This window comes from Dokdonella sp., from assembly GCF_051958935.1.
Classification (GTDB): Bacteria; Pseudomonadota; Gammaproteobacteria; order Xanthomonadales; family Rhodanobacteraceae; genus Dokdonella_A.
In genome coordinates, this window is the sequence record NZ_JBQCFP010000051.1 from 1 (window position 1) to 12,524 (window position 12,524).

Sequence of the window (12,524 nt, forward strand, 5' to 3'; positions counted from 1 at the left end):
GTAGCGACGACGGTCTGATTGACGCCGCACTCGTCGGCACACCGTGGCGGAAGACGAACCTCATCGCCCCAGCAGCGCGCGCGGACGGTGCGGACACGGATGCGGACACGCAAGCCGACGTGCGGACACTGGACCCTGTCCGCAGCGACGCATCGGCGCCCGCGTCGGCGGCGGATGCGGGGGCGTTGGTCGGCAGGCGCGACCCGACGTACCAGCAGGCGATGACGAAGAAGGAGCACTTCGCGGCGGAACGCGCGGAGCTCGAGTTCCGAAAGCGTCGCGGCGAGCTCGTCGAGTTCGAGCTGGCGCGCGAGATCCTCTTCGCCGAATCCCGTCGCGGGCGCGACCATTGGATGAACTGGCCCGCGCGCGTTGCCGCGACGATGGCCGGCGAGCTCGGCGTCGAGGCCGACCGCCTGGCGACCGTGCTCACCACCCATGTCCATCGCCACCTCGAGCAGCTCGCCGAACCCGATGGACACGCCCTCGGCGCAACGTGACGCGTTGAGAGCGGCCAGCCGCGACGGCTGGCGGCCGCCCGCGCGCATGAGCGTCGTCGCCTGGGCCGATACCTACCGGCAGCTCTCGAAGTCCGCCGGCGCCCGCGGCGGCCAGTGGCGCACGTCCGACGTCGAAGTCGCACGTGGGCCGATGCTGGCCGTCACCGAGCCCGGCGTGCACATGATCTCGGTGATGGTCTCCACGCAGCTGCTCAAGACCGAGCTGCTGTTGAACGTCTTCGGCTACTTCGCGCACCTCGACCCTTGCCCGATGCTGCTGCTGCAGGACAAGGAACAGGCAGCCAAGGACTTCTCGGACGAGCGCGTGGCGCCCATGGTCGCGGCGACGCCCGTGCTGCGCGAGCGCGTCGGCGCGACGACGACCCGCAACCGGAAGGACAAGACCAGCCGGAAGATGTTCGACGGCGGCTTCCTCGCGCTGGAGGGCGCCGGCAGCTCCAGCAACGTCGCGCGCCGCCCGGTCCGCGTCGTCCTGGCCGACGAGATCGACAAGTACCCGGTCCTCCGGGATGGCTACGCCTGGCTTCTGGCCGACGAACGCACCGCGTCCTACGACCTGACCTGGCTGTCGTTGCGCACCTGCTCGCCGACCATCACCGACGAGTCGAACATCGAGCGCGAATACCTCGATTCCGACCAGCGCAAGGCGTCGATCGCGTGCCCGCACTGCGGCCACCGGCAGTTCCCCGACTTCTTCAAGCATGTCGAGTGGCAGAAGCGACACGACGCCCAGGGCAAGGTCGTCGAGCACCTCTGGCGTACCGCCCGCATGCACTGCGAGGCCTGCGGCGTCGCGTGGGAAGAGGGTGAGCGCCTGTCCGCCTTGCGGTCGGTCCGCTGGCACCAGACGCGCGCGTTCGACTGCTGCGAGGCACACCACACGCCACTCGCAGCCTACGAGCGGGCCTGGCGCGGCGCCGAAGCGATCGCCGATGCGGTGATCGTCGGCGAGGATCCGAAGCCGGCCATCGCGGCGGCGACACAGGACCCTGTCGACGCGGTCTGGGACTGGTGGGACGACCGAGCCGAGGGTCGATACGCCGTGTACCGCGCGAAATGCCCGACGTGCGGTAGGTGGGGCGTGGACAACCTGCATGCCGGATTCCAGGCCGGCAAGCTCCTGAGCCCATGGCAGAAGGACAAGCCGAGCGACATCGCGCGGAAGTGGCTCAAGGCCAAGGGCGATCCGGAGGCTGAGCTCGTCTTCTACAACACGCAGCTCGGTCTGCCGCATAGGCCGTCGGCGGGGCGCCGCATCGAAGCGCGGACGCTCCTGGAGCGCTGCGAGGTCTACGACGCCGAGGTGCCCGACGGCGTCGCGCTGATCACGATCGGCGTCGACACCCAGGACTATCGCCTCGAGCTCGAGGTAGTCGGCTGGGGCCGCGACGAGGAGAGCTGGTCGATCGCCTACGAGGTCATCGACGGCGAACTCTCCGACCCGCTGGTGCAGCAACGCCTCGACGCGTTCCTGCAGCGGCGATGGCGCAAGGGCAACGGCGTCACGCTCGCGGCGATGGCCGCCTGCATGGACTCGGGCGGCCACCACACGAACCACGTGTACGACTTCTGCAAGGCACGCCTCGCCCGCCGCGTGTGGGCGATCAAGGGCGCCAGCGAGAAGGACGGCGCGCGCAACCCGGTCTGGCCGACGAAGAAGCCGCAGAAACGCGCGAAGGCAGCCTTCCGGCCCGTCGTCATCGGCGGCAACACCGCGCGCGACGTCGTTCGCGCCCGCCTCGCGATGGAGGAGACGCCGGCGCCCGGCCGCGCGCTCGCCGGCTACTGCCACTTCCCGGCCGACCGCGGGCAAGGCTACTTCGACCAGCTGCTGGCCGAGCGCGTCGAGGTCAAGACGACGGCAGGCGGCCGCACGACGCGGATCTGGATCAACCCGCCGGGCCGCGCGAACGAGGCGTCCGACTGCCGGGTCTACGCCTACGCCGGCCTCTGCGGACTGAAGCACTTCGGCGTCGACGTCAACAAGCTCGCAACGCGCGCGGAGGAGCAGAGCGCCGCGATCGCGTCCGGCGCCGTCGCGCCGCCGCCGCCAACCGCGGCTGCCGAGGCCCTGTCGCCGCAGGCGCGGCGCCAAGCCATCATCGAGAAACTCGCGTCGAGGCTCGCATGACCTTCACGATCAACTTCAAGTCGAACATCGACGACTTCCAGCGCAAGATCTCCGCCATGGCGCACCGGCAACTGCCGTTCGCAACCGCCCAGGCGCTCAACGCAGTTGCGAAGCGCGTCGTCGAGGCGGAGCAGGATAACGAGCGCAACGTGCTCGATCGCCCAAAGCCGTTCACCACGGGCGCAATCCGGATCAGCCGCGCGACGAAGACCTCGCTCGAGGCGAAGGTCTTCATGGGCGACATCACCGCCCACTACCTCGAGCCCTACCAGTTCGGGGGCCGCAACGTGCTGAACTCGAAGGCCCTCCTGAAGCCGGTCGACGCGGTCAGGGATCTCGACCAGTTCGGCAACCTGCCGCGCAACTTCCTGCGTTCGCTGCGCGGGCGGCAGGACATCTTCATCGGGGTCGTGCAGACAAAGCGCGGGCCCGTCAACGGCGTCTGGCAGCGCTCGGTCGAGGAGGGCGCCGCAGTGCCCGTCGTCGGACGCAACGGCAAGGTGCGGCGCACGAGGAAGAACCTCAACACGCGCGGCCACCTCGTGCTGCTGGTGAAGTTCGAGGACGCGCACCCGGCGCGCCAGCAACTGGACTGGTTCGGCGTCGCCGGACGTGCGGCCGCGAAGGCCTTCAATCGCGAGATGGGGCGCGCGCTGGCGCGCGCGATCGCGACCGCGCGGTAGCGGCTCAAGTACGCGGCCCGACGATGGGTCGCATGTCCTGCCGCCCATCCATCCTCGACGGGATCGACGTCACCACGTTGCAGCAGCGCCTCGCGCTGATGCAGCAGGCCTGGATCGAGCTCACCAGCGGCGCGAAGGTCGAAGTCGCCAGCTACTCGCAGAGCGACGGCAGCCGCACGATCACCTACACGAAGGCGAACCTCGGTGACCTCGTCGCAGCGATCACGACGGTGCAGACGCAGATCGACCTCCTGAACGGCCTGCGCAGCGCGCGCCGCGCGCCGATGCGGCCGCTCTTCCGATGAACGCGCCGGTGATCGTCGACTCCCGCGGCCAGCCGCTGCAGCGCCTGCCGGCGCGCGGCGGCGCGCGCGCGGATGCCGGCACGGGCGTGCCTCGGCCCGATGGCACGCTACTGCCGCCCGGGCTCGGGTGGTCGAGCGCCTTCCCCTACGACGCCTCGAAGCTGGCGACGCAGGAGATGGGCGAATGGAACCCGCTGATCCGATCGCCGGACTCCGAGATCAACCAGTTCCGCGACCGCATGGTCGCGCGCTCGCGCGATCTCGCCCGCAACAGCGGGTGGGCGGCGGGCGGCATCGTCCGCATCCTCGACAACACCGTCGGCACGCACCTGCGTCTGCTGGCCGCGCCGGACTACCGTGCGCTCGCGCTGCGTTTCGGCATCAAGGCGTTCGACGCCGAGTGGGCCAACGAATTCCGCCAGGCCGCCGAGGCGCTCTGGCGCGGCTTCGCGCACAGCCCGCAGCGCTGGAGTGACGTCCAGCGCCAGATGACGCTGGGCCAGATGTTCCGCACCGCGCTGCGGCACAAGCTCATCGACGGCGACAGCCTCGTCCTCAGCTACTGGCTCCCGGAGCGCACAGGATACGGCGGCGCCGACTACGCGACGTCCTTCATGCTGGTCGACCCGGACCGGCTGTCGAACCCCTACCAGGCGATGGACACCGCCACGTTGCGCGGCGGCGTCGAACTCGACCCGCGCGGCGTCGCGATCGCGTATCACATCCGCGAGGCGGAGCAGAACGACTGGTACCTGGCGATCCAGGCGAACCGCTGGGAGCGCATCCCGCGCGAGGACGACGACGGCTGGCGACGCGTGATCCACGACTTCGACGCCGACCGCGCCGGCCAGCACCGCGGCATCGGCATCTTCACGCCCGTGCTGGCGCACATGCGCATGCTGGCGCGCTACTACGGCGTCGAGTTGCAGCAGGCCACGCTCGCCGCGACCTTCGGCACCTACGTCACGAGCCAGAACGATCCCGCGCTGGTGCAGGACGCCCTCGGCGCCAACAGCCCGGACGACGCCGAGCTCGGCCTCTACCAGGCGATGCGCGAGGAGTACCACCGCAAGCGCCCGGCGATGTTCGACGGCGTCGTGATGCCGCAGCTGTTCCCGGGCGAGAAGATCGAGACCGTCGCGTCGGCGCACCCGCACTCGAACTTCGGCGACTTCGCGCACGAGATGCTCTGCGTCTTCGCCGCGGCGACCGGCATCTCGGTGGAGCAGGTCACCCAGGACTGGTCGCGCACGAACTACAGCAGCGCGCGCGCTGCGCTGATGGAGACGTGGAAGACCCTCTCGCGCCGGCGCAGCGAGTTCGCCGACAACACCGCGTCGCCGATCTACGGCGTCTGGCTGCAGGAGGCAATGGAGCTCGGCGAGCTGCCGCTTCCTGCGGGTGCGCCGGACTTCATCGAGGCCGCCGCCGCCTATTCGCGCTGCCGGTGGCTGGGCCCGGCCCGCGGCTGGGTCGATCCGACCAAAGAGCCAGCGGGTGCGGTGCTCCGCATGGAAGCCGGCACGTCGTCGCTCGAGATCGAGGCCGCGGAGCAGGGCCTCGACTGGGAGGAAGTCGCGCAGCAGCGCGCCATCGAGCAGCAGACCTACGAGCGCCTCGGCCTGCCGCCTCCGAAGTGGGCCCAGATCCAGGGCGCCGGCGAGTTCCTCAAGGACGACTCGGAGTCCAAGGCGCAGGACGTGAATCAATGACGATCGCCAACCTCCCGCATCTCGCACAGCGCCTCTTCAACGTGCCGCTCGCGATCACCGAGTCGAAGCTCGAGGTCGTGATGGCGGCGCTGGCCGACCGCTTCGGCATCGCGCAGGTCGTGCGCGCCAACGGGGAGATCCTGGCGTTCGACGACGGCTGGGACATCAGTCCGGATGCCGCGCCAGCACGCGACACGGGCTACGACGTCGTCGAGGGGATCGGAATCATCCCGGTGACCGGCACGCTGGTGGCCAAGCTCGGCACGATGCGCCCCTACAGCGGGATGACCGGCTACGACAGCATCCGCGCCGCGCTGACGACCGCGCTGCAAGACGACCAGGTGCGCGCGATCGCGTTCGACATGGAGAGCCCCGGCGGCGAGGTCGCCGGCTGCTTCGACCTCGTCGACGCCATCTACGGTGCCCGCGGCGCGAAGCCCATGTGGTCGATCCTCTCCGAGCATGCCTATTCGGCCTGCTACGCGCTGGCCACGGCGACAGACCGGATCGTGGTTCCGCGCACGGGCGGCACCGGCAGCGTCGGCGTCATCGCGGCCTGCGTCGACATGTCGCAGGCCCTCGACAAAGCGGGGATCCGCATCGAGCTGATCACCTACGGCGCCCGCAAGGCGGACGGATCCGAGGTGCGCCCGCTGTCGAAGGAAGCGCGCGCGAGGTTTCAAGCGGACGTCGACACCATGGGTGAACTGTTCGTGGAGACCGTCGCGCGCAACCGCGGGCTGACGACCGCGGCGGTGAAGAAGACGGAGGCCGGGACGTTCATGGGGCGCGCCGGCCTGGAAGTCGGATTCGCTGACGCCGTGATGGCCCCGGACCAAGCGCTGCGCGCGCTGTACGACGAGATCAGCTGACCACCGGAGAAACGAATGTCCCTCTTCAACCGCATGGCCTCGAAGCTCTCCTTCGCCCACCTCGGCGTCATCGGCGCGCGCGGCGCGTCCGACGAAGAGCCGGAGGACGACAAGAAGCCCAAGGGCAACCGTGCCGACAAGGGCGACGAGGGGGAGCCGATCGCCGAGGGTGACGACGACGACACCGAGGCCTCCGGCTCCAGCGCCGATGGCGAGGACGAGAACACCGAGGACAACGGCAACGAGCCGCCGAAGAAGGGTAAGAAGGCCAAGGCCGGCAAGGACAAGAGCGGCAAGGGCGGCGACGAGGACGACGACGACTCCGACGAGGAGATGCACGGCAACTCGGCGGCCGCGCAGGCGCGCAGCCGTGAGCGTGCCCGCTGCGCGGCGATCTTCGCGTCGCCGGCCGCCGCCAGGCATCCGGTGACCGCGGCGCACTTCGCCTTCCAGACCACGATGAGCCGCGCCGCCGCGGTCGCCGCGCTGGAGGCGCTCCCGGCCGCCGCGGCGCCGCGCGCCGCGCATCCCGCCCGCGCGGCCCAGAACCCGAACGTGACGCCGAATGCGGCACCGGAGAAGTCGGCCGTCCAGCGCAACGCCGATCTTTGGGCGGCGGCGCACGCGCGCAACAACCGCAGCCGGCTCACGGCCACCGGCGACCAAAGCCGCCGCTGAGACGTCCCGCAGACGCACGCACCGGACATCCCTCGCATCGCATCGCACCGCTGAAAGGTACCGACCATGGGCAACCCCACCGTCACCCCGCTGCAGGAGCAGCGCCACGACTTCGGCTTCATCGTCTCCACGGACGGCCCGCGCACGCGCTCGTACGACCAGGGCACGCTGACGGGTGGCACCAAGGTGCTGGCCGGCACCGTCCTGGGCGCGGCCGTGGCCGCGCTGGTGGCGACGTCGGCCGTGCTCGGCACGAACGCCGGCAACGGCACGATGGGCGCCGTCTCCGTGCAGGCGAACCCCGCGACCCAGGTCGGCACCTACACGCTCGCGATGACCGGCGCGACGACCTTCACGGTGACCGCACCGGACGGCCAGTCCGCGACGGGCGCGACCGGCTCCGCGTTCAGCGCGCTCGGCATCGGCTTCACGCTGTCCGCCGGCGGCACCGCATTCGTGGCCGGCGACACCTTCACCTTCACGGTGGTCGGCACGCCCGGCATGCCCACAATGACGTCCGCGGCCGGCGCGAGCAACACCGGCAATGGCACCGTCGGCAGCACCTCGGTCTCCGGCTACGCCGCGAGCGTCGGCGTCTACACCGTGGAGTTCGACGACGCCACGCACTTCGTCGTCACCGCGCCGAACGGCCAGGAGATCGGCCACGGCACGACGGGCTCCGCCTTCAAGGGCGGCGGCCTCAGCTTCACGATCACCGCCGGCGGCACGGCCTTCTCGCCCGGCGATTCCTTCGCGATCACGGTGGGCGCGGGCACCGGGCTCTACACGCCCTGGGATCCGGCGAACGTCGACGGCTCGCAGGTCGTCGCCGGGATCCTCTGCGCAACCAAGGACGTGACGCTGGCCAACAAGCCCTGCGCCGTCCTGACGCGTGCCGCGGAGGTCAACCAGTCCGAGCTGATCTTCCCGGTCGGCGCGAACGCGGCGGTGATCGCCGCGGCCGTGGCCGGGCTCAAGGCCATCGGGATCATCTGCCGCTGAGCGGCGCGCCCACGTCAGACCCACGCTCCGATCGCACCACCTCGTAGGACACCGCCATGGACGCCAACATCCTCGACATCTTCCAACAGCACGACGCCTTCTCGGCGATCGCCCTCACGGAGGCCGTCGAGCGCCTGCCGTACCAGCCGCACATGCTGGGCGCCATCCCGGGCCTCTTCGAGGACAACCCGATCCGCACGACGGCGCTGACGATCGAGGAGCGCCAGGGCAAGCTGGTTCTGATCCCGTTCAGCGAGCGCGGCACCGCGGGCACCGAGCGCACGACCGAGCAGCGCAAGCGCCGCTACTTCGATGTCCCCCGCCTGAAGCACGAGGACACGATCTACGCGAACGAGCTGCAGAACATCGTGAAGTTCGGCGACGCCACCGTGCTGATGCAGCTCATGGAGGAAGTCGACCGCCGCCTCTCGGGACCGACCGGCCTGCTGGCCTCCGTGGAGTACACGAAGGAATACATGCGGCTCGCGGCGATCCAGGGCCTGTGCCTGAACCCGGGCACCGGGTCGCCGATGTACAACTGGTTCGACGAGTTCCAGATCACCCAGGCCGCCGAGGTGCCGTTCAACCTCGCCGCGGGCACCGCGAACTCGCTGCGCCCGATCGTGAACTCGATCATGCGGACCATGGCGCGCAAGGCGCAGGGCGCCTGGATCCCGAACCGCACCCGCATGTACGCGCTGTGCGGAGACCAGTTCTACGACTCGCTGGTCAACCACCCCGACGTGATCCGCACCTACGTGAACTGGTCGGACGCGCGCGATCTGCGCGGCACGAACCAGGGCGCGGCGTTCGACGCCTTCGACTTCGCCGGCTGCGTCTGGCTGAACTACCGCGGCAGCGACGACAACACCACGATCAAGCTGCCCGACGACAAGGTGAAGTTCTTCCCGGTCGGCGCGCCGGGCGTCTTCCGCGAGGCCATGGCCCCGGGCGAGTCGATCGAGTGGATCAACCAGCCGGGTAAGCCGCAATACGTGCTGCCGATCCCCGACCTCATCCGCCGCCAGTTCTGGGGCATGGAGGTCTACGCCTACCCGCTGTTCATCTGCACCCGCCCGGAGATGCTGCTGAGCGGCCGCGCCGGCGCCTGACCTGCCATGGCGATTGACTGGGACACGCTCGTGCATGCGCCGATGATGCAAGTCTTTGGCGAGGCCTCGCGCGTGTCCTACTCGATCGCGGGCGGGCAGACCTTCGTCGTCGATGGCATCTTCGACGCCGGCGCGCGCCCGGTCTCGCTGATCGGCGAGCCGGAGGTCAACGAAGTGCGGCCGCTGCTGGGCGTCCGCCTGGCGCAGTTCCCCGCCGGCTGGAACCCGCGCAACGCGAAGGACGACACATTCGTCGTCCGCGGCGCGACCTACGTCGTCAAGGACGGGAAGCCCGACAGCCACGGCTGGGCGATCCTCGAGGCGGCGCTGCAATGACCGACGTCCTCGTCCGCCGCCTGCTGCGCACGCAAGTCCAGCAGGTCGTCCAGACCCTGACCGGACTGACCGTCGCGAGCCCGGGCGTGCGGCCGATCGCGCCGCGCGAGAAGCCGTACTGCTCGCTGCGCACCGGGCTCGAGCGCAAGGCCTCCGGCGCGCGGGCGATGCCGACGTTCACGACGACGACGACGCTCGAGCTCTCGCTGTTCGTGGCCGGCTCGACCGACGTCGACGCGCAGGACCAGCTCGAGGCCTGGGGTCAGCAGGTCGAGCAGGCCGTGCTCGCGGCCCCTGCGTTCGTGCAGGTGCTGCAGCAGGTCGCCGCGATCACGTCGGAGATGAGGATCTCCGATGCCGGCGAGGCGTTCGAAGGCGAGCTCCACATGGCAATCGAGTGCGAGACCTTCGAAGCCTTCGACCCGACGGTGATCGACCCCGCCGCATACCCGCAGCTCCTGCAGATGGGCGTGCACGTCGACACCGTGCGGCCCTTCGACGCCAACGGCGTCTACCTCGACCCGCCGTTCCCCGACGCCGTCGCGCCGGCGCCACGCACCGCCGGCCCGGATGGCCGCGACGAGGGCGCGCTGCTGGTCGACCTCTCGACCTGAAGGACACCGCCATGTACGTGATCCCCGCCAGCGGCATGCTCGTCCCCGATCCCGCGCACCCGCGCTCCTCGCCGCTGTACTTCCTGCCCGCGGCCGGGCGCGAGGTCGAGGCCTCCGACTACTGGCACCGCCGCGTCCGCGACGGCGTCGTCACCGTCGCGGCCATGCCGCCGAAGCCCGCGGCGCCGCCGCCGGCCGCCGCCTCCGGCGCCTGACGCCCGCCAGCGCTCCCCGAAACCCGTCTCGCAAGGGCCCGCACCATGTCGACGATCCCCTTCAAGAACATCCCGAGCAACCTGCGCACGCCGCTGTTCTACGCGGAGGTCGACAACTCGCAGGCGAACACCGCCCAGGCCGACCAGCGCACGCTGATCCTGGGCCAGAACACCTCGAGCGGCACCGCGACCCCGAACATCCCCGTGATCTCGCAGGGTGTCGCCGACGCGGCCGCCGCCGGCGGCACGCGCTCGGTGCTGGCGGCCATGGTCAAGGCCTACCGCGGCGTCGACACCTTCGGCGAGGTCTGGTACCTGCCGCTGGCCGATGACGGTGCTGCGTCGGCCGCCACGGGCACGATCGTCTTCACCGCCGCACCCACGGCCTCGGGCACGCTGCACGTCTACATCGCCGGCGTCCGCTACGACCTGCCGGTGACGACGACGTCGACGACGACCTCGATGGCGACGCAGCTCGCCGCGCTGATCGCCGCCGATCTGACCGCGCCGGTGGTCGCCTCGAACCCGTCGGCCGGCAACGTCACGCTCACGGCCGCGAACAAGGGCCCGCTCGGCAACGACATCGACATCCGCCTGAACTACCTGGGCGCGATCGGCGGCGAGTCGACGCCCGCCGGCCTGGGCGTCACCATCACGGCGATGTCGGGCGGCGCGACGGCGCCGAGCCTGACGGCGGCACTGGCCAATCTGGGCGACAAGACGTTCGACTTCATCGTCTGCCCGTTCCGGGACGCGACCTCGCTCGACGCCCTGAAGGCGGTGCTGAACGACACCTCGGGTCGCTGGTCGTGGACGACGCAGACCTACGGGCACGTCTTCAGCTTCCACGCCGGCAACCTCAGCGCGCTGACGACGCTCGGCGCCGGGCGCAACAACCAGCACGAGTCCATCGCGGGGCTGAACGGCTCGCCGACGCCGGCCTATGTCGCCGCGGCGATCGTCACCGCCGCCGCCGCGATCAGCCTCCGCGCCGACCCGGCCCTGCCGCTGCAGACCGTGCAGCTGCCGGGCTTGCTGGCGCCTCCGCAGGTCAGCCGCTTCGCGCTCACCGACCGCAACACGCTGCTGAACACCGGCATCAGCACGATCACGGTCGCCGACGACGGAACCTGCGCGATCGAGAACCTGATCACCACCTACCAGACCAACGGCTTCGGCGAGCCCGACAACAGCTACCTCGAGGTCGAGACGATGTTCACGCTGATGGCGGTGCTGCGGCGCCTGCGCACGGCGGTGACGTCGAAGTTCGCGCGGGTCAAGCTGGCCGCCAACGGCACGCGCCTGGCGCCGGGCGCCGGCGTCGTGACGCCCAACGTGATCCGGGCCGAGCTGATCGCCGAGTACCTCGCGATGCAGGACGACGGCCTCGTGCAGGGCGCCGACATCTTCGCGAAGAACCTCGTCGTGCAGCAGAACGCCCTGAACCCGAACCGCGTCGACGTGCTGTACCCGGCGGTGCTGATTGACCAGCTCCGCATCTTCGCGGCCCTGGCGCAGTTCCGCCTGCAGGTCTGACGCCGCCTGCGCGCGCCCACCATCCCCTCGGAGAACGACATGAGCGACACCACCAACCGCCTTGCCGGCATCGCGACCGTGACGGTCGACGGCGTCAGCTACATGCTGTCGGGCGAGCTGGAATACCAGGTCTCCGGCGTCAAGCGCGACACGCTGGTCGGCCAGGACCGCGTCCACGGCTACAGCGAGATGCCGGTGCAGGGCTACATCTCGGGCAGCTTCCGCGATAACGGCCAGCTGTCGACCGCCGACATCAACGCGATGACGAACGTCACCGTCGTCGCCGAGCTCGCGAACGGCAAGACCATCGTGGGCCGCAACGGCTGGACGGTGGAGACGCCGCCCGCGGTGAAGACGACGGAGGCGACCTTCGACGTGAAGTGGGAGTTCATCTCCGTCTCGGAGGCCTGACGCGATGCTGTTCGACGACACGCTCGATCTCGAGCTCAGCACCCCGATCAAGCTCGCCGAGCTCGAGTACAGCGTCCTCAAGCTGTCGGAGCCGACGGCGGAACAGCTGATGGCGCACGAGAAGGTCGCCGGCGCGATGGCCGCGCTCGCGATGCTGATCCACCTCAACGCCAAGGTGCCGATGAAGGTGGTCTCGCAGATGAAGCAGCGCGACCTCGCGAGGGCGGCAGATTTTTTCGCCCATTTCAACGAGACGTCGCCGGGCTCGGCGACCTCGTCGCCGAACTGACCTTCGGCTTCCACTGGGGCCCGCGCGAGGCGTGGGGCCTCACGCGTTCAGAGCTGGAATGGTGGTCTGCGCAGTACGCGCGAATCACCAAGTCGCTGAAGGGGTCG

At 70.0% G+C, this 12,524-nt stretch carries 15 protein-coding genes; all 15 read left to right on the plus strand.

The window, feature by feature from the left end:
* A partial coding sequence (locus ACTHK2_RS04400; protein ID WP_440244479.1) for a hypothetical protein occupies positions 1 to 500 on the plus strand: 500 nt, incomplete at its 5' end.
* Positions 439 to 2,652 carry a phage terminase large subunit family protein gene (locus tag ACTHK2_RS04405; RefSeq protein WP_440244480.1) on the plus strand — a complete coding sequence of 738 codons (2,214 nt, stop codon included), beginning with the start codon at positions 439 to 441 and terminating at the stop codon, positions 2,650 to 2,652. The genes ACTHK2_RS04400 and ACTHK2_RS04405, both read left to right, overlap by 62 nt.
* The gene (locus tag ACTHK2_RS04410; protein WP_440244481.1) at positions 2,649 to 3,335 is read left to right on the plus strand and encodes a hypothetical protein; all 687 of its coding nucleotides are present in this window, start codon (positions 2,649 to 2,651) and stop codon (positions 3,333 to 3,335) included. The genes ACTHK2_RS04405 and ACTHK2_RS04410 overlap by 4 nt, the downstream gene beginning before the upstream one ends.
* Before the next feature lie 32 nt (positions 3,336 to 3,367).
* The gene (gpW, locus tag ACTHK2_RS04415; RefSeq protein ID WP_440244482.1) at positions 3,368 to 3,640 is read left to right on the plus strand and encodes a gpW family head-tail joining protein; all 273 of its coding nucleotides are present in this window, start codon (positions 3,368 to 3,370) and stop codon (positions 3,638 to 3,640) included.
* 8 nt (positions 3,641 to 3,648) lie between these two features.
* On the plus strand, positions 3,649 to 5,352 hold the full coding sequence (locus ACTHK2_RS04420) for a phage portal protein (RefSeq protein ID WP_440244483.1): 1,704 nt from the start codon (positions 3,649 to 3,651) through the stop codon (positions 5,350 to 5,352).
* Positions 5,349 to 6,224, plus strand: coding sequence for a S49 family peptidase (locus tag ACTHK2_RS04425; RefSeq protein ID WP_440244484.1), 876 nt, complete (start codon positions 5,349 to 5,351; stop codon positions 6,222 to 6,224). The genes ACTHK2_RS04420 and ACTHK2_RS04425 overlap by 4 nt, the downstream gene beginning before the upstream one ends.
* 33 nt (positions 6,225 to 6,257) lie before the next feature.
* Entirely contained in the window at positions 6,258 to 6,902 is a 645-nt protein-coding gene (locus ACTHK2_RS04430; RefSeq protein ID WP_440244485.1) for a hypothetical protein, read from the plus strand.
* A gap of 66 nt (positions 6,903 to 6,968) precedes the next feature.
* Positions 6,969 to 7,904 carry a head decoration protein gene (locus ACTHK2_RS04435; RefSeq protein WP_440244486.1) on the plus strand — a complete coding sequence of 312 codons (936 nt, stop codon included), beginning with the start codon at positions 6,969 to 6,971 and terminating at the stop codon, positions 7,902 to 7,904.
* 56 nt (positions 7,905 to 7,960) lie between these two features.
* Positions 7,961 to 9,016 (plus strand): major capsid protein, encoded by a 1,056-nt coding sequence (locus ACTHK2_RS04440; RefSeq protein WP_440244487.1) that lies wholly within the window; start codon positions 7,961 to 7,963, stop codon positions 9,014 to 9,016.
* 30 nt (positions 9,017 to 9,046) lie between these two features.
* Positions 9,047 to 9,352, plus strand: a complete 306-nt coding sequence (locus ACTHK2_RS04445; protein WP_440244488.1) for a head-tail joining protein — start codon at positions 9,047 to 9,049, stop codon at positions 9,350 to 9,352.
* A complete protein-coding gene (locus ACTHK2_RS04450; protein WP_440244489.1) occupies positions 9,349 to 9,966 on the plus strand; it encodes a hypothetical protein in 618 nt (205 codons plus the stop codon). The genes ACTHK2_RS04445 and ACTHK2_RS04450 overlap by 4 nt, the downstream gene beginning before the upstream one ends.
* Positions 9,967 to 9,977: 11 nt before the next feature.
* Positions 9,978 to 10,181 carry a DUF2635 domain-containing protein gene (locus ACTHK2_RS04455; protein ID WP_440244490.1) on the plus strand — a complete coding sequence of 68 codons (204 nt, stop codon included), beginning with the start codon at positions 9,978 to 9,980 and terminating at the stop codon, positions 10,179 to 10,181.
* A 45-nt stretch (positions 10,182 to 10,226) separates the two neighbouring features.
* Entirely contained in the window at positions 10,227 to 11,717 is a 1,491-nt protein-coding gene (locus tag ACTHK2_RS04460; protein ID WP_440244491.1) for a phage tail sheath subtilisin-like domain-containing protein, read from the plus strand.
* Positions 11,718 to 11,756: 39 nt separating this feature from the next.
* Positions 11,757 to 12,128: a phage tail tube protein gene (locus tag ACTHK2_RS04465; RefSeq protein ID WP_440244492.1), complete on the plus strand. Its 372-nt coding sequence runs from the start codon at positions 11,757 to 11,759 to the stop codon at positions 12,126 to 12,128.
* 4 nt (positions 12,129 to 12,132) lie between these two features.
* Complete coding sequence (locus ACTHK2_RS04470) at positions 12,133 to 12,417, plus strand: phage tail assembly protein (protein ID WP_440244493.1); 285 nt, start codon at positions 12,133 to 12,135, stop codon at positions 12,415 to 12,417.
* Positions 12,418 to 12,524: the final 107 nt, after the last annotated feature.

Coding starts and splice junctions, on each gene's coding strand:
- ACTHK2_RS04405 (WP_440244480.1), top strand. CDS start 439: ATGTCCATCGCCACCTCGAGCAGCTCGCCGAACCCGATGGACACGCCC.
- ACTHK2_RS04410 (WP_440244481.1), top strand. CDS start 2,649: ATGACCTTCACGATCAACTTCAAGTCGAACATCGACGACTTCCAGCGC.
- gpW (WP_440244482.1), top strand. CDS start 3,368: ATGTCCTGCCGCCCATCCATCCTCGACGGGATCGACGTCACCACGTTG.
- ACTHK2_RS04425 (WP_440244484.1), top strand. CDS start 5,349: ATGACGATCGCCAACCTCCCGCATCTCGCACAGCGCCTCTTCAACGTG.
- ACTHK2_RS04430 (WP_440244485.1), top strand. CDS start 6,258: ATGGCCTCGAAGCTCTCCTTCGCCCACCTCGGCGTCATCGGCGCGCGC.
- ACTHK2_RS04435 (WP_440244486.1), top strand. CDS start 6,969: ATGGGCAACCCCACCGTCACCCCGCTGCAGGAGCAGCGCCACGACTTC.
- ACTHK2_RS04440 (WP_440244487.1), top strand. CDS start 7,961: ATGGACGCCAACATCCTCGACATCTTCCAACAGCACGACGCCTTCTCG.
- ACTHK2_RS04450 (WP_440244489.1), top strand. CDS start 9,349: ATGACCGACGTCCTCGTCCGCCGCCTGCTGCGCACGCAAGTCCAGCAG.
- ACTHK2_RS04455 (WP_440244490.1), top strand. CDS start 9,978: ATGTACGTGATCCCCGCCAGCGGCATGCTCGTCCCCGATCCCGCGCAC.
- ACTHK2_RS04460 (WP_440244491.1), top strand. CDS start 10,227: ATGTCGACGATCCCCTTCAAGAACATCCCGAGCAACCTGCGCACGCCG.
- ACTHK2_RS04465 (WP_440244492.1), top strand. CDS start 11,757: ATGAGCGACACCACCAACCGCCTTGCCGGCATCGCGACCGTGACGGTC.
- ACTHK2_RS04470 (WP_440244493.1), top strand. CDS start 12,133: ATGCTGTTCGACGACACGCTCGATCTCGAGCTCAGCACCCCGATCAAG.